Origin of the sequence: Natrinema salifodinae (genome assembly GCF_900110455.1) — an archaeon.
Classification (GTDB): domain Archaea; phylum Halobacteriota; class Halobacteria; order Halobacteriales; family Natrialbaceae; genus Natrinema; species Natrinema salifodinae.
In genome coordinates this window covers 339,703-355,501 of record NZ_FOIS01000001.1, presented here as the reverse complement: position 1 = coordinate 355,501, position 15,799 = coordinate 339,703, and the positions used below count along the sequence as shown (strand labels likewise).

General features: G+C 67.1%; 12 protein-coding genes. 4 read left to right on the top strand and 8 right to left on the bottom strand.

Features of this window, described 5'->3' with window-relative positions:
- Positions 1–213: 213 nt before the first annotated feature.
- Entirely contained in the window at positions 214–2,025 is a 1,812-nt protein-coding gene (gene glmS, locus BMY29_RS01610) for a glutamine--fructose-6-phosphate transaminase (isomerizing) (protein ID WP_049990378.1), read from the bottom strand.
- 630 nt (positions 2,026–2,655) lie between these two features.
- Here glmS and BMY29_RS01605 point away from each other — a divergent pair.
- Complete coding sequence (locus BMY29_RS01605; RefSeq protein WP_049990377.1) at positions 2,656–2,838, top strand: DUF5786 family protein; 183 nt, start codon at positions 2,656–2,658, stop codon at positions 2,836–2,838.
- 159 nt (positions 2,839–2,997) lie between these two features.
- Here the strand turns inward: BMY29_RS01605 and BMY29_RS01600 are convergent, their stop codons facing one another.
- The 6 genes from BMY29_RS01600 to BMY29_RS01575 all read right to left on the bottom strand — a co-directional run bounded on the left by BMY29_RS01600 (position 2,998) and on the right by BMY29_RS01575 (position 10,197).
- Positions 2,998–3,780: a helix-turn-helix domain-containing protein gene (locus tag BMY29_RS01600; RefSeq protein ID WP_241471288.1), complete on the bottom strand. Its 783-nt coding sequence runs from the start codon at positions 3,778–3,780 to the stop codon at positions 2,998–3,000.
- A 271-nt stretch (positions 3,781–4,051) separates the two neighbouring features.
- Positions 4,052–7,384, bottom strand: coding sequence for a bacterio-opsin activator domain-containing protein (locus tag BMY29_RS01595; RefSeq protein ID WP_049990376.1), 3,333 nt, complete (start codon positions 7,382–7,384; stop codon positions 4,052–4,054).
- Between the two features lie 181 nt (positions 7,385–7,565).
- Positions 7,566–7,988 (bottom strand): universal stress protein, encoded by a 423-nt coding sequence (locus BMY29_RS01590; RefSeq protein WP_049990375.1) that lies wholly within the window; start codon positions 7,986–7,988, stop codon positions 7,566–7,568.
- A 108-nt stretch (positions 7,989–8,096) separates the two neighbouring features.
- A complete protein-coding gene (locus BMY29_RS01585; RefSeq protein ID WP_049990374.1) occupies positions 8,097–8,771 on the bottom strand; it encodes a cytochrome c biogenesis CcdA family protein in 675 nt (224 codons plus the stop codon).
- Between the two features lie 2 nt (positions 8,772–8,773).
- Positions 8,774–9,421 (bottom strand): TlpA family protein disulfide reductase, encoded by a 648-nt coding sequence (locus BMY29_RS01580; RefSeq protein ID WP_049990373.1) that lies wholly within the window; start codon positions 9,419–9,421, stop codon positions 8,774–8,776.
- Between the two features lie 2 nt (positions 9,422–9,423).
- Positions 9,424–10,197, bottom strand: a complete 774-nt coding sequence (locus BMY29_RS01575; protein ID WP_049990372.1) for an SCO family protein — start codon at positions 10,195–10,197, stop codon at positions 9,424–9,426.
- A gap of 180 nt (positions 10,198–10,377) precedes the next feature.
- Between BMY29_RS01575 and BMY29_RS01570 the strand changes: the two genes are divergently transcribed.
- The 3 genes from BMY29_RS01570 (at position 10,378) to BMY29_RS01565 (ending at position 14,356) form a co-directional block, all read left to right on the top strand.
- Entirely contained in the window at positions 10,378–11,541 is a 1,164-nt protein-coding gene (locus BMY29_RS01570; protein ID WP_049990371.1) for a DUF7350 domain-containing protein, read from the top strand.
- Between the two features lie 297 nt (positions 11,542–11,838).
- Entirely contained in the window at positions 11,839–12,015 is a 177-nt protein-coding gene (locus BMY29_RS20825) for a hypothetical protein (protein WP_160290102.1), read from the top strand.
- Between the two features lie 1,135 nt (positions 12,016–13,150).
- The gene (locus BMY29_RS01565; RefSeq protein ID WP_049990370.1) at positions 13,151–14,356 is read left to right on the top strand and encodes an orc1/cdc6 family replication initiation protein; all 1,206 of its coding nucleotides are present in this window, start codon (positions 13,151–13,153) and stop codon (positions 14,354–14,356) included.
- Positions 14,357–14,602: 246 nt separating this feature from the next.
- Here the strand turns inward: BMY29_RS01565 and BMY29_RS01560 are convergent, their stop codons facing one another.
- Complete coding sequence (locus BMY29_RS01560) at positions 14,603–15,790, bottom strand: M24 family metallopeptidase (RefSeq protein ID WP_049990369.1); 1,188 nt, start codon at positions 15,788–15,790, stop codon at positions 14,603–14,605.
- Between the last annotated feature and the right edge of the window lie 9 nt (positions 15,791–15,799).

Genomic DNA, 15,799 nt, shown 5'->3' with positions numbered 1-15,799 from the left:
GAGGCCGCGTCCGCTGCCGGCCGGAGTCCGTGTCACGATTCGTCGACCCGTTCGGGACGAATCACCCGACCAGTTACGCCGGCAGTGTACTCGAATCCGACAGCGGTCCTCGTTCGTCGCGACGACGCCGACCAGCGGCGCGTCCGTGACCGCCGACCAGCGGCGACCGAACCGAGACACCGACGACACCACGGCGCCCCATCGCGACGCCGATCACTCGACCGTGACGCTCTTGGCCAAGTTCCGCGGCTTGTCGATCGGCCGATCGAGGAGGTCCGCGGCGTAGTACGAGACCAACTGGAGCTGGACGTTCGCGTGCAGTCCCGCCAGGTCGGGATCGGTCTCGGGAATCTCGAGATGGTCGTCGGCGATCGCGACGGCCGGATGATCCTCGGGGCAGACCGCGATCACGGGCGCACCACGAGTCTGGGCCTCCTCGGCGTTTTTCAGCGTCTTCTCGTCCTCCTGACCGGTGAAGATGGCGAACACCGGCGTGTCGGGGGTGACCAGCGCCAGCGGGCCGTGTTTGAGCTCGCCGGAAGCGAAGCCCTCGGCGTGCTCGTAGGTGATCTCCTTGAACTTCAGGGCTCCTTCGAGCGCGACCGGATAGCCCAGGCCGCGCCCGATGAAGAAGTACGACTCGCTGTCCCGGTATCGCCTGGCGATCTCTGCGGCGTCCGAGTCGTCGAGCAGGTTGTCGATGGCACCGGGCATTGCATCGAGCGCCGACAGGAGCGATTCGAGGTCCGTTGGCGGTTCGCCCCGCAGGTCGTCGGTGATGCGCTGAGCCAGCAGCGTGAGCATGACGGCCTGCGAGGAGAACGTCTTCGTCGCGGCGACGCCGATCTCCGGCCCGGCGCGGATGAACAGCGCGTCGTCGGCCTCGCGAGCGGCCGTCGAACCGACAACGTTTGTCACCGTTAACGTGTGCGCCCCTTCGGCGTTGGCCCGCCGGAGCGCGTTGAGCGTGTCAGCCGTCTCCCCGCTCTGGGTGACCGCGACCACCAGCGTGTCGTCGTCGATCGGCGGCGCCGAGACGCTGTACTCGTTGGCCAGCAGCGCGGTCGACTGCACGCCCGCCTGGTTCAGCGTGAGCGAGCCGTAGAGCGCGGCGTGGTAGGAGGTACCACAGGCGACGAACTGGACGCTATCGACGTCGGCGAAGCTGCCGGGCTCGAAGTCCGACAGCGCGATCCGGCCGTTGATGGGGTCGATCCGTCCCTCGATCGCCTGGGCCAGGGAGACGGGCTGCTCGTTGATCTCCTTGAGCATGAAGTGATCGTACTCGCCCTTGCCAGCCTGTTCGGGGTCCCATTCGACCGTCTCGGGCTCGCGCACGATCGGGTCCCCGTCGAGGTCGGTGAACTCGACGCCGTCCTCGTCGACGATGACGACGTCCCCGTCCTCGAGGTAGATGACGCTGTCCGTGTACTCGAGGAAGGCCGGGACGTCGCTCGCGAGGAAGTACTCGCCGTCCTCCATGCCGACCACCAGCGGGGAGCCCTGGCGGGCCGCGTAGAGGACGTGTTCGCCCGAGACCATCGCAGTGACGGCGTAGCTACCCTCGAGTTCGTCGATCGCCCGGCGAAACGCCAGTTCGCTATCGAGGCCCTCGTCGAGGTAGTACTGGATGAGGTGCGGAATGACCTCGGTGTCGGTGTCGCTGGTGAACTCGTAGCCGTTCTCAGCGAGGCGTTCCCGGAGTTCGACGTAGTTCTCGATGATGCCGTTGTGGACGACCGCGACGTCCTCGCTCTCGTCGGTGTGCGGATGGGCGTTCTCGTCGGTCGGCGGGCCGTGGGTGCTCCAGCGGGTGTGGCCGATCCCGACTTTACCGCTGAGAGGTTCGCCGATCGAGTCCTTCAACTCCTCGACCTTCCCGGAGCGTTTCTCGACGTTGATGCCGGAGCCGTTCTGGACGGCGACGCCGGCCGAGTCGTAGCCGCGATACTCGAGGTTCTCCAATCCCGTCAGCAACGGTTCCAGGGCGTTGCCGTCGCCGACACGGCCGATGATTCCACACATCGACTGATCACCGCCCGGCGGGCCGTTCGGATCGGTGTGGCCCGGACACGATATCGGTTCCCGCTGCCGACGCGTCGGTGCGGCGCTTCGCGGCGAGAGACGAGGGCCGCGTCGGCGCGAACTGCTGTTCCGCGAGGACTGTTCGAGACGGCGGACGGTACGCAACCATGAGCGGAATTCAAACCTCCGGCACCCATTACTATAGACGGACTACTGAGCGCCGTAGCCTGTCGGTACTGGAGCGCTGACGGCCGACCGCAGGACGGTTGCTCTCGCGCGGGCGAACGGAAAAACGGTGGTTCGACGGCGACGACGAACTGTCGGTTCCCGCGGTTCACGGACCGATCCGTTTGAAACCGCAGCGCCGACCGAAAAAGTACGCCGAACGAACAGCAGACCGGCGTTCGAGTATGCTCCGTCGAACGCCAGTAGCAACCGCCCAACGGCCGGTAGGGTCGGGAAACAGCCGCCTCCGCGGTGAAGTCTCGCAGCGCTGACAGCGACGGACCGCGTCTGACGGCTCGCCTGGCGGCCGCGATCGAATCGAATCGCCGGCGCACGGTCATCGGCAGCGGGACACGAAACGAGGGGAATCGCCACACCTTTTGGTGTGGGCCGGGTGGTAGGAATATGGGTTTTGGTAGCTACGACGAATCCGAGCAGCAAGAGCAGACGACTTCCGACGAGGACGTCGAGGCCGTCAACGTCCACGAAAACGACCACGAGGGCAAGCTGTCCTTCGAGTCCGACCTCTCGACGGACGAGCTGGTCTCCCAGCTCGGCTCGATGAAAGACGAGGAGTCCGAGGACTAAGTCCCGACCGCGTTCGGATCGGTTCGGCGGTCAAAACAGAAGCAGGAACGGGGGCCGACCGTCGACCCCCACCGGACGCCAGCGGACGGCGGACCAGCGGCTCGATATTTGCTCAGTTTTCTCGCGTCCTCACCGAGACAGTCGATAGTACGCCGCGAGTCAGGAGAGCGTCGCCGAACAGAGTTCCCCGATCGCCCGCCGCAGTCGCTGGGAGACGGCCGACTTCGAAACGCCGAGCTGATCGGCGAGTTCGTCCTGAGAGATACCCCGCGGCACGTCGAAGTATCCCTCCTCGTAGGCGACGGTGAGCAGTTCCTGTTGCTTGTCGGTCAGGGCGACGACGCCGTCGCCCTCGTCGTCGGACACTCGGAGGTGGTCGACCGTAACCGAGATGTCCCGCTCGCGACAGAAGTCGTTGAACTCGACGAGCCGGTCTCGGTCGGGGAACCGAAGCTGGAGCAGCCAGCCGTCGCGGGAACTCGAGAGATCGAGCAGGCGGCCGCCGACCGCGGCGGTCGCGGACGTGACGGTCACCGCGCGGTCGGTGAGGGTGACCCGGTAGACTCGTCGATCGGGGTACCGATCCGCCAGCACCGGTTCGGTGACGGTCGGGTCCGTCTCTAGGGCGGACTCGAACTCGTCGAACGCGCTCCCGTAGACGGTGAGAAACAGGAGCGTCCGGCCCGGTTCGACGGTGGTCCAGTAGTCCGGTTCGACGGTGACGTTCGGGACGCGCCGGAGGGTCGGGCGCAGAACCAGATCCGGGTGATCGAGCCGGAGCTGGGCGACGATCCCACCCTCGGCTTCCGACCGGAGTTCGGAGCGGCCGTCCGCGTCCGCATCGGCCGTGTCGACCGCGCCGGCCGCGTCGGTAGCGCGGGAAACGTCGGTGATCGTTTCGGCGTCCGTCGACTCCTCGGTGTCGGTGATCTCGATGCTCACGAATCCATCCGCCATCCGGAACGATGACCGTTGTAAGTAGCTGTTACCTCGAACGCACTCATTGAATGCCACATTAGGACCCGAGTACATGGACGTGAGCGCTATACACGGAAACGGTTCAGCTAAGCACCTCAATACCTATTCATCCATCAATTCGCTGTCCAATTTGCGTTCCGCAAACGCCTGGCGGAAAAACGAAATTACCCGGCGGATCACCCGCTAAACTCGCGGTAATTCGCGGTAATATCTTGCTACCGATCGAGGGGCGAACTCAGTCCTGGGTCTCATCGAACAACAGCGCGAACAGCTTTCGCTGGGCCAGGCGGAGGTGACGACTGAACGTCGGCTGGGAGACACCCAGCGACTCAGCGACTTCCTCGCCGGTGCGCTCGCGGGGCCACTCGAAGAAGCCGCCGTAGTAGGCCGCCTCGAGCGTCCGCCGCTGTCGCTCCGAGAGGTGAGCCGCCAGGTCGTCGAACGGTTTCGGGCGGGTCGACCGCAGCGGCCGATCGCGTTCCCGGCGCGCAACCAGTTCCGTGCCGGGGTACGTCCGTTCGAGCGCGCGGACGAACGACCGAACGGCGACGGGGGTTCCGAGTTCGATCGTGAGCCTGGCCCGATCGTCGACGGGAGCGAGCGAGCGGAGGACGCCGCCGGCGTCCGCGACCGCCCGCGCGACGGTGTCGTCGGTCAGGACGAGTTCGAGGGCCGTCTCGCCGTTCGTCGGACTGACGCTCGCGATCGATTCGACCGCCGACAGCGACTCGATCGCGTCGCGAACCGCGTCCGAATCGGTCTCGGAGACCGTACAGAATACCGTCGAGCCGCCGGACGACCGGGGGATCACGGATCGCACGTCGATCCGCCGACCGAGCCGGCGGGCGATCGCCGACAGCGGCTCCGTCTCGTCCCGGAGGGCGACCTCGAGTTCGGTGATTCCATCGGCGAGCAGCGCGCGGGTCGTCTCGATCGTCCCGATCGCGGCGCCGGCGATCCCCGCGAGGTGCTCGCAGGCGCGCTCGGTGCGGTCGTCGAACGCCGACGGCCGGTCGGCGTAGACGGTGAGCGTCCCGTGGCGAACGCCGCCGGACGCGATCGGGACGCACAGGACGGAGCGGAACCCGCGCTCGAGCGCGCGCCGGCGCCAGGCTCGGTCGTCCTCGGCCGGCCGGCCCGGCTCGTCGAATGCAAGATCATCGAGATCCGCGATATCGACAGACTCACTGGTCGCCGCGGCGATCCCCGTCGGCGCGTCGGTCTCCCCGAGCGGGACCGACAGCGACTCGAGGAACTCGCCGTCGCGGCCGGCCCACGCGGCCGGGGTGATCGTCTCGCGGCCGTCGTCGACGCGACCGCACCAGGCGAGTTCGAGTTCGGCGTCCGACTCGAGGGGCGACAACGAGAGCACCGCTTCGCAGAGCCGTCGTTCGACCGCGTCGCGCGTGTCGGCGTCGAAAAACGACCGCTCGGCGGCCCACAGTCGGGTCGTCCGGTCGGCGACGGTCGCGAGTCGGGATCGATCGCGGCGACACGATCGGAGGTCGGCGGCGCGCTCGAGGCCGTCGAGCGCGCCGGTCGCGGCGTCCGACAGCGCCGCGACCGGCTCGAGATCGACCCCCTCGAAGGCCATCGGCTCCGTGCTGGTCGCGAGGACGACGCCGCGCTCGCCGATCGGGACGGCCAGGACCCGCTCGGCGCGGAGCCCGGCGCGAACGAGCGCGCCGGCGAGCGCCGCCCCGTCGTAGACGGTCGGCTCGCCGCGTTCTGCGCGCTCGCTGCGCTCCGTCGGGTCGACCAGCGGCGTGCCCTCGGGATCGATCGACGGGAGGTCGATCCCCGACTCGCCGTCCGCGATTCGGTCCGCCACCGTGACCGCCGCCGGCCGGAGCCGGTCGTCGGCGACGTACCAGGCGGCGACGTCCGCAGCGACGTAGTCGCGAACGGCATCGACGACGGTCTCGCGGACGGCGGCCGGCGTCTCAACGCCGCGGAGGGCGGTGACGGCCCGGCTGAGGATCGACAGCGCCGCGGCCGCGGAGTCGCGCCTGTCGCGGACCACGCAGAGCGTTCGATCGGGATCGGACAGCGGAGCCACGAAGACGTCGACCGGGATCCGCGCGGCGCCGTCGGTTCCCGCATCCCCGTCGGTCACGAGGTCGCCGGTGACAGGGTCCATCCACCGGACGACCGGCGATCGGGCGCGCTCGCGGATCGCCGCCGCCAGGTCGTCGTCGAAGACCGCGTCGAGGCCGCGACCGACGAGCGCGTCCGCGTCGGCGAGTTCCAGCAGCGCCGGGTTGGCCAGGCGGATCGTCTCGCCCCCGTTCTCGCTTTCGCCCTCCCCGTCGTCCTCGAGAACGGCGACCCCGTCGTCGAGCGCGTCGACAACCGATTCGAGGAGATCGAGGCGGTCCCGGACCGGCGAGGTCGCGTCGGTGGGCTGCTCGCGCGCGTAGACGGACACACCGTCGTCACCGTCGCGGGCAGGATGAACGGAAACGGCGAGGGGCGACGCACGCCCGTCGGCGGGGTCCGGCACCTCGAACTCGACGACGGAGCCGGTCGTCTGGGCCTCGCGGACCCGCTCGTAGACCGTCTCGGCGACGCTGTCGGGGAGGAGGGCCCAGACGACGGTACCGGTCAAATCGGCCGGGCCGTCGGGCGCGTCGACGGTACTCGATCCTCCATCGTCGTCGGGTCCCGGGCCGGCGAACAACCGCATCGCCGCCGGATTGGCGTATCGAATCTCGTCGCGCTGTCCGAGCGCAAAAAAGGGATTTCCGAGCCGATCCGCGGCCGCGCGGACGCCGTCCGATTCGCCTGGTGCCGTCGACGCTGCGTCCGACTCGGCGGTGACGGTGACGACGATCCCTTCGACCGTCGGGTCAGCGAGCCGGTTCGTGCAGGTCAGCGCCGCGACGCGCCAGGTGCCGTCGGAGCGGCCGAGCCGCAGGGTGGCCCGCTCGCTCGTCCCGAGCGGGGCCGCGGCGACGGACGCGAGGACGTCGCGGGCCGTCTCGCGATCGTCCGGATGGACGAGCCCGGGGAGCGACGTTCGCTCGAGTTCGGCCGGCGTGTACCCGAATTGTGCTTCGACCGCCGGGCTGGCGTACTCGATCTCGCCGTCCGCGTCGAGGACCCAGACGACCGCCGCGGCGTGCTCAAGGATCGAGCGGTGGCTACGGTCCGCCCGCGACGCGGCGGTTCGGTAGTGCTCGCGCTCGGCGGCGTTCCTGACGCGGGCGGCCACGACCGCGGGGGACGCGTCGCGATCGACGACGTCGGTCGCGCCGATCTCGAGCGCCCGGTCGGCGTCGACGCCGGCGGTGACGGCGACGATCGGACGCTCGTCGGTGCGGGCCGCGAGCCGCTCGAGCGTCGCGTCGGATGGGGCAGTTCGATCGGCCGCGAACGGACAGACGAGACAGTGGACCCGACGATCGGCGAGTCGATCGAGGGCGTCCGCGACCGTTCGCTCCCGGAGCACTGCGGCGCCGCCGAGTCCCGCGGCGAGCGCGTCCGTCGCGTCGTCGGCGGATTCCGAGTCGCCGACGACAAGCACGCACAGCGCGTCGCCGACGACGGTTGCGGTGCTGTCGCTCATCAGTCAGTTACACGGACCAGTTCGCTCTCACGGGCCGATCTGATCGTCGGTCCGCTCGGGCACAAGTGCGAGTTGTGGTCACGATAGCACCTGCACCGCGCTCTCGAAGCATGTCTCGAACTCGTATCCGCACGTAGCGCGAGAGTACGAGCCGCGGGACGCGCCGGGTTCAGGGTCGGGCTCAGGTATCCGACCGGACCGTAACGACGGGAACCGGCGCGTTCCGGACGATCTCCTCGGCGACGCTGCCCGAGATCAGGTGATCGAGGCCGGATCGGCCGGCCGTCCCGACGACGATCATGTCGACCGGGTTCGTCTCCGCGAAGTCGACGATCTGTTCCTGCGGGACGCCGTGGCGGATCGACGACGTCGTCTCGACGCCCGCTCCCGCCGCCATCTCTTCGGCCTCCTCGGCGGCCGCGGCCGCTTGCTCTTCCGGATCGTTCCGTAAGCGGTCCTGTTGCCCTTCGGCCTGCGGACCGTCCTCCGAGACCGACACCACGTGCAGCGTCGCGTCGAGTTGCGCCGCGAGCTCGACCGCGTGATCGGTCGCTCGACGGGCGGCGTCGCTCCCGTCCGTCGCGAGCACCAAGTCCTGGTACATTGCTCGCCTATGAGTTCGACAGGCGGCGGGATACATCCCTGACCTGCCGTTGCCTGCCGGGCAGACGAGCCCGGGTCAGTGCCGGGTCAGTTCCGGGTCAGCGCCGAGTCAGATCGCGTCGAGCACGACGATCGCGAGGTACAGCTGGCCGATCCCGGCGACGATCATCACCGCGCCTGCGACCCGCTTCAGCGGGTCGGAGTAGGCCGCGAACCGGCCGGCACCGGCGACCAGGCCCATGCCGGTCGCGACGGTCAACGAGACCATGAGGGCGACGATGCTCCCGACGTACGTCCCGAGGAGGACCGTCGCCTCGCCGGTCGGCAGCGACAGTGCGCGGGTGACGATGCCGAAGAACACCGGCGCGACGCAGCCGGCCGCGGCCAGCGCGTAGCCGACGCCGAAGATCGCGAAGCCGAGCACGCTCGAGCGCCGCTTCGGGAGCGTGATCGAGAGCGACGGCGCGCGGCCGGCAGCGGTCACCAGGCCGAACGCGATCAGGATCAGGCCGGCGAGCACCTCGAACCACTTGACGGTCGACAGCGTCGAGTAGCTGAGCATGAAGGTGGCGCCGAGCAGGGCGGCGAACGTGACCAGGACGCCCAGTCCGGCGAACAGCCCGCGGCTCAGCGCGCCGCCCAGCGACGCCCGCTCGCCGTCGGTCTGGCTCACGTAGAAGCCGACGTAGCCGGGCAGGAGCGGGTACGCACACGGGGAGAAGAAGGTAGCGATGCCGGAGGTCAGCGCGAAGACGATCGAGGTAGTTTCCACCGCGTCGACCATTCTTATTCGGCCTCGGTCGCGTTGGATTCGTCTCCCTCGCCCTCGTCCTCGCCGTCGAGCGCCCGTTCAATCCCAGCGACGAGCTCGTCCGCCGTCTTCGGTCCGGTTTCGTGCCACCGGACGCGGCCGCTCGCGTCGATGGCCACGGCGGTCGGATAGCTCGTCCCCCAGTATCGGGCGCCAAGCTCTACGGTCGGATCGAGGCCGAGCGTCCAGTGCCCGTCGTGTTCGTCCCACCAGGCGACGAGTTCGTCCTCGGTGAGCGACTGGCCGACCCGTTCGTGGGTCACGGAGAGGAAGGTAATCTGGTCGCCGACTCGCTCGTGGGCCGCGCCGAGCGCGTCCATCTGTTTAATACAGGGATCGCACCAGGTCCCGAAGAAGTCGATGAACAGCGGCTCGTTCGGGGGCGGTACTTGTATCGTGCCGGCCTCGCTTCCGGGCGCGTCGACCGTCTCGATCTCGTAGGGCTCGTGTCGGCGACCGATGAGACCGCCGGAGCCGTCGTCGGACTCGTCGGATTCGTTCGCCGCCTCGCCCTCTTTGGGGTTCGTATCGTTCCCGGAGGGAATACCGAAGGCCGCGACGGCGCCGGCGCCGGCGAGCACGCCCGCGCTGCCCAGGCCGGCGAGGACGTCGCGTCGGCGCATCGCTACTCGTCCACCCCCACGACCGTTCGCGTGTCCTCGACGATCACTTCGGTGTTAACCGCCTCGCGCTGGGTCGCCGCACTCGGGTACGCGCGCTCGACGATCCCGCGGTCGTTGACGAGTTCGACGAGGGCCGAGTGGGTGAACGTGTACTCGCCGTGGTCGTGGTCCGACGAGTCGTGGTCAGCGTGCTCGCCGTCCTCGACTTGCTTGACCGGGACGCCGAAGGTGTCGTTGACGAGCGTCAGGGCGTCGTCGTTGTTCTCCGGCCGGAGGAAGTGCCAGTTGTCGGCCTCGTAGTCGATCCCCTGTTGGGCGCCGTACGTTTCGAGAGCGTCGGGCGTGTCACGCTCGGGGTCGAACGTCACCGCGAGCAGGGCGATATCGTCCTCGTACCCGCTCTCGGCGGCGTCTTTCTGTACCCGGTTGAAGTGTTGGAGCAACATCGGACACACGCCGTCGGGGCAAGATGTGAAGAAGTACGTTATCAGGAACGAGCGCTCGCCGACGAAATCGTCCAGCGAGACCGATTCGCCCGCGAGCGGGTTCTGAATCGAAAACGACGGGAACTCCTCGCCGTGGATCGGGTACGACGGATCGCCGCGGCGCTCGTCCGCAAATCCGAGGACGGTATCGGAGTCGTCGACGCGATCGTCGGTATCGGTGTCTCCGTCACCGTCGTCCCCGCCAGAGCCGCCGAGGGTATCGCCGAGACAGCCGGCGACGCTCGCGAGTCCTGTCGCCCCGAGTGAGCCGAGATAGGTCCGCCGGTCCATGTCTAACTCGTAGGAACCCGCAATCAAAGGTTCATTGGTTCGAGCACCGAAGACGCCGTTCAGCCGTCGATCGATTACCGACGGAGCGGGCCGATTCGACGGGAGAGTCGCCGGAGAGCGGCCCGGCCTTCGATCGGTGAACCAACAGGCGTTTTGTCGGCGGGTTCCAAGGACGGACCGATGAATCGCCGGGGTTTCCTCCGTGGCACGGCCGCAGTCGGAGCCGCCGGAACGGTCGGCACCGCCGGCTGTCTCGAGCGACTCGGCTTCGAAGAAGAATCGGCCTGGGCGAACCCGCCGCTCGTTGAGAACCGCCCCGACGCCGTCTACCTCCCGGCCTCCCGCGAGGAGATGGGGACCTACGGCACGGCGACCGACGGCGACTACGGCGTCGCGCTCTCGTACACGTTCCCTCACCGGTTCTGGATCGTGGAAGCCGTCGACGAGGGCAAGGAACTCGTCGAGGTCGACGCCGACGACAGCCTCCACCTCATGCTCACCGTCTGGGACCGGGAGACCCACACCGTCCTTCCGGTGGACATGCGCCTCGATATTCTACAGGACGGATCGATGGTCGACACCGGTATCTCCTCGCCGTGGCCGATGCTCTCCCAGCGGATGGGCTTTCACTACGGCGACAACGTCCGCCTCCCCGGCGAGGGCGAGTACACGGCCCGCGTGCAGGTCGGCCCCGTCTCGCGGGTCGACCGGACCGGCGCGTTCGAGGGACGCCTGGAGTCGATGGGAACGCTCGAGGTCGACTTCGAGTACGAGCGATCGGCCGTCCACGACCTCTCGTTCGAAACGATCGACAAGGAGCGGCGGGGCAGCCGCGATGCGCTCCCGCTGATGGAACACGGCGACGGCGGCGACGGCGGTCACGACAACGGCTCCGGACACGGCGGTGACGGACATGGCGACGAGCACGGGCAGCGGCCGATGGGACGAGAGCCCGCGATCGAGGACCTCCCCGGCGAACACCTCGGCACCGACCGCAGCGGCGACGCGAAATTCGCGACGTTCGTCGCGGACGCGAATCGGTTTACCGACGCCGATACCGACGGGTCGTACCTGGCGGTCTGTCCCAGAACGCCCTACAACGAGATCATCCTCCCGTTTACGTCCCTGTCCGCCACCGTCGAGCGCGACGGCTCGATCGTCCGAGAGGAAACGCTCGCGGAGACGCTCGACGGCGAGTTCGGCCACCACTACGGACTCGTCGTTGAGGACCTCGCGGACGACGACCGCGTGACGGTCACCGTCGATTCCCCGCCGCAGGTCTCCCGGCACGACGGCTACGAGACGGCGTTCTTCGAGTTCGACGAGGTCACGTACGCGGTCTGATTCGTCACACTGCGACTTGTCACACCGGATACGTTCCATATCGGCTCCCGCGCCAGGCGAGGGATAGCAACCGACCGAGCTGAACGGCGTGTCGAACACCCGACACGCGCCGGGGTCGTCCAGTTCAAAAATCGAACCTTTCCGGTCGGCCGTCGGCGAGCGACCGATACACGGCGCTACACAGCCGGTTAGAGAGCGTGTAAATTCCGTTCTGTACAGATCGAACGATCGAAACCGGCTGCAACCGTTCTCGTACGCCTCCGATAACTATCGGGGATCATCAACTACGCAGGGTGTATGTCTCGTACAGGTCAGGCAGATATGGACATCGGCTGTCCCGAGTGCGACGCAACGATCGACGCCTCCGTCCCGCCGGGCCCCGGAATCCACGCCGAGAGCGATTCGAACCGTCTCCTTGGCACGGAAACCGAGTGCCGGAACTGCGGACACGAACTCGAACTCTACTACTACTGAGTTGGGAGCAACCGTGATCTCGAGGGTCGCCCAGATGCCACCCGAGAGCGGTTCTCCATCGCCCATTCTTGCTCACTACTCCGGTCACGGTCGCCACTCTCGTCGCCAGGCGGGCCGACGAGCGACGGACCGACCGGGTGCGACGGAGCCACACCGGGTTTCCGGTGAAATCCGATCGATGGGATTCCTCGGATATCGCGCGTCGGAGAACGGTTGTGCGGGAACCGCCGGCGGACACACCACGTTTCCGGTGAACGATGCGACGACCGAGACCACCGAAAGAATTCCGCCCGCAAACACCGAATTTCCAGTGTATCGCGAATGGCGATCGGAGAACTCGACAGGGGATATTCGTCACGGATCGGGCTCAGCGAGGGACGACGTGCAGACACACCGTGTTTCCGGTGAACGACACGGACGATTCCGACCAGCCGGCGGCCGGTAGCGTACCGATCGGGGATGTGATCGGCCGTCGAACTACGGTTCGGTGTGGGATTCGAGAACACCCACACCGGGTTTCCGGTGAAAGAGGACAGATCGCGGAAAAGGAGCGGTCGAACTACCGAGCCACACACCGGATTTCCGGTGAAGTTTCGAAAGACCAACTCCTGATCGGGAAGGATGACGGGAGCACACTCGATCGACCGGCACCCGCTCGAATCGACCATGGCGACACTCCACATACTTCATCTCTATAGGAATATATTAGTAGTAAATGTGAGTACAGTCCATTGGGTAAATCGAGGTTCTAAGTCTCGACGGGAGTCGAGACCGAGTACCGGTCGACCAGACGGGCCACAACGTCTCGCGAGCCGAATTCTGTTCGTGACGCTCTGTTCTGCTACTGTCCCCACACCGGGTTTCCGGTGAATCGAACCGCCATTTCAACTGGACGTTCCCCCACTGTTCCCCGCCTTTCACCGGAAATGCGGTGTGTGTCTGTGGTCGTGTATATTTGTGAACGTCTGTCTCCGTGGCCGCTTCTCGACTCGCTCTCCCGACCAGGCGGTCCGTTCGAGTTGAACTACGCCGTCGAATCGGCAGTTGACGGCCGCGAGACGGTGTCTCGGTTCGACGCACGCGGCTGCGACGCCAAACGGAAAGGCTATTTCACCGGAAACACGGTGTTCCATTCATGTCGAGTTCCGGCGACGACCTGTTCACTCGCGACGATCCGATCTTCGAGAACAAGGAGCTACTCGAGATCAATCACCTCCCCGAGGAGGGTCGGATCGTCGGCCGGGACGACGAAATCTCCGAACTCGCGAACGCGGTCAACCCCGCAATCTTCGGACAGAGTCCGAGCAATCTCCTCATCTACGGCAAGACGGGGACGGGCAAGTCCCTCTGTGCGAAGTACATCTCCGAGCGGCTCGTTCGCGTCGCGGAAGACGAGGGCATCACCTCGGCCTTTGCCTACGTCGACTGCGCGCAGGACAACACGGAGACCCAGGCCGTCCAGACGATCGCCCACACGTTAAACGAGCCGGCGATGACCGACGTGAAGATTCCCGACAAGGGGCTCAGCACCTCGACGTACTACAAGCGCCTCTGGACGGTGCTCGACTCCCAGTACGACGTCGTGCTCGTCATCTTAGACGAGGTCGACAAGCTCGACGACGACGACATCCTCATGCAACTCTCGCGCGCGGGCGAGGCTGGCAAGCTCGAATCGTGTAAAATCGGTGTCATCGGAATCAGTAACAAGATCAAGTACAAGGACCGACTGGACGAGCGCGTCAAGTCCAGCCTCTGCGAGCGCGAGTTCGTCTTCCCGCCATACAACGCGACCCAACTGCGGGACATCATGGAGGCCCGCAGCGACGCGTTCAAGGACGGCGTTCTCGAGCCGTCGGTGATCCCCCGCGCCGCCGCCCTGGCCGCACGCGAACACGGCGACGCGCGGAAGGCGATCGACATCCTCCGGTACGCCGGCGAGATCGCCCAGTCGAAGGGCAGCGAGACCGTCCGCGAGGAGTTCGTCGTCCAGGCCCGCGAGCGGGCCGAGACTGATCGCTTCCGGGAGCTCATCCGCGGTTCGACGCCCCACTCACGGTACGTCCTTCAGGCGCTTGCGGTGCTCTCGCTCAACACGCCCGACGAGGACGGGTTCCGGACGACCAGAATCTACGATGTCTACGAGGAGATCTGTCGCCAGGAGAGTTCCGACCCGCTCTCGCTGCGACGGGTTCGCGATCTCCTGAAGGAACACGCCTTCCTCGACATCTTAGAGCAGACCCGCCGGAGCGGCGGCAGCGCGGAGGGCAGCTACACCGAACACCAGTTACTGGAGGACCCTGAAGTAGTGCGGAAGGTCCTGGTCGAAACCGGTGAGCCGTGACCAGGCGCGGCGATCCGTGACTGTGAACGGTGATCCATAACTGGGAACGGTGATCCGTCCGGTCACCAGAGCGCCGTCAACCGGCAATACCAGTACTCGGAGCGTTCTGAACCGCGTTTCCGCGATCCGACTGACCTGTCAGATCGGACACCTCAGTCGGCAATCCTCCGACATTTCACCGGAAACCCGGTGTCTTCGGAGTCAGGTCTCTCGATCCGTCTCCGTTCGAATCGAGTTCGTCCCGAATCAGCCGCCGGTCTCCCAGCCCCGTGGCGTGTCGTTCAGCCGTTCGGCCTCGTCTTCAGTTACAACGACCAGGTCCTCGATCCGGACGCCGAACTCGCCCTCCAGATACATTCCCGGCTCGACGCTGAAGACCATGCCTGGCTCGAGCTTGCGGTCGTTGCCGTCCGCGATGTACGGCGGCTCGTGGACCTCGAGGCCGACGCCGTGGCCGGTCCGGTGGACGAAGGCGTCGCCGTAGCCGGCGTCCTCGATGACCGACCTGGCGGCGCGATCGATTTCGCCGGCCGTCGCGCCAGGCTCGACGGCGTCGACCGCGGCCTGCTGGGCCTCTCGTACGATTTCGTGAACGCGCTCGTACCCGGCCGGCGGTTCGCCGACGACGATCGTCCGGGTCTGATCGCCCGGGTACCTGGCGGTTCCGGCCGCGGCCCCCACATCGGCCGAAACGAAGGCACCGAAGTCGAGGACGATCGGGTCGCCGGCCCGAATCTCTCGCGACCCACTGTGGTGGTGGGGCCTGGCGCCGTTGGGCCCGGCGGCGACGATCGTCTCGAAGGCCGGTTCCTCGCCGCCCGCCGCGGCGAGCAGCCGATCGATCTCGCTCGCGAGTTCGGCTTCGGTCGTGCCGATCAGGTCGTCGCCGCGCTCGCGGATTTCGAGCGCCACTCGGTCGGCGACGTCAGCGGCCCGCCGGAGCGTCTCGAGTTCAACCTCGTCCTTGCGGATCCGCAGCGGCTCGAGGACGGCGCTCGCCAGGCCGAACTCGAGGTCGACGTCGACGGCGGCCGACAGCACCTCACGGAGGTCGTGGGTGAACGTCGCCCACATGCGGTCGTCGACGAGGACGGTCGCCGACCCGTCTCCGTCCGCGTCCGCATCCGTTCCGAGCGGATAGTCGTCTATTACCTCGGCGACGAGGGCGAGCGGGTCCTCCGCGTCGGTCCAGTAGCGTCGTCGCAGGCCCGTGATCGGCAGTTCGGACAGCTGTGCCTCGTACATCGCCGGCGCGACGAGGGCCGGCTCGCCGGTTTCGGGAACGAACAGCAACAGGTGCCGTTCCGACGGCGACTCCTCGAACCCGGTCAGATAGGTGAGGTTCGGGCTCGGGAAACAGACGACCAGGTCGGCCCCGGTCGCCGCGAGCCGTCGCCGACAGGCTGCGATCCGCTGCTCGAACGGGGAGTCCATGGCGACCGT